General features: G+C 71.8%; 1 protein-coding gene. It reads right to left on the bottom strand.

Going from position 1 to position 845, the window contains the following annotated elements:
* The coding region (locus A5701_RS00005) for a condensation domain-containing protein (RefSeq protein ID WP_231972737.1) at positions 1-845 on the bottom strand (845 nt) is incomplete at both ends.

Below are 845 nucleotides of genomic sequence, written 5' to 3'. Positions count from 1 at the left end.
GTTGCCACAGCGTGTAGTCGGCGTACTGCACCGAAAGCGGCGTCCACCCGGGGGCTTCGCCGGCGGACCGGCTGGCGTAGGCCACCCCGAGATCCCGCACCAGCGGGGTGAGCGACAATCCATCCGCGGCGATATGGTGCAGCACCGACACCAACACGTGCTCGTCTTCGCCCGTGCGGAAAAGCCAAGCGCGCAGGGGGATTTCGGCACCGAGGTCGAACGCGTAGTGCGCCACGTCCTCGACCGCCTCCGCCAGCCGCGCCGCCGGCCAGGAGGTGGCATCGACCACGTCGCAGCCGACGTCGGCCTCCTCGGGTGACAGCACCACCTGCTGGGGCGTCCCCTCCGCCGCGATGAAGACCGTGCGCAGGCTCTCGTGGCGGGCCACCACGTCGCCGAGCGCGGCGCCGAACGCGTCGACGTCCAGGCGGCCGTCCAGGCGCAACGCCGCCGCCATGTTGTACACCGCCGAGCGGCCCTGCAACTGGTCGAGGAACCACAGCCGGGATTGGGCGAAGGACAACGGAATAACCGGGGGGCGCTCGATCGCCGGCAGTGGGGTGCGCGCCGTCCCGGCCGCACCCAGGCGCGACGCCAACTGGTGGATGGTCGGCGCCTCGAACAGGGACCGCACCCCCAGGTGGGCGCTCAGCCCGGTGTTGACGGCGGCGATCAACCGCATCGCCGCCAGCGAGTCGCCACCCAGTTCGAAGAACGAATCGTCGACGCCCACGCGGTCGACACTGAGGATCTGGGCGTAGATGGTGGCCAGGATCTCCTCGGTGGGGGTGGCGGGCGGCGAGTCCCTCGCGGCGGCCGGCGTCGGCGTGCTGGCCGTGGCGGCG

Origin of the sequence: Mycobacterium sp. E3305, assembly GCF_001666785.1 — a bacterium.
Classification (GTDB): Bacteria; Actinomycetota; Actinomycetes; order Mycobacteriales; family Mycobacteriaceae; genus Mycobacterium.
This window is presented reverse-complemented; position numbering and strand designations above follow the sequence as displayed.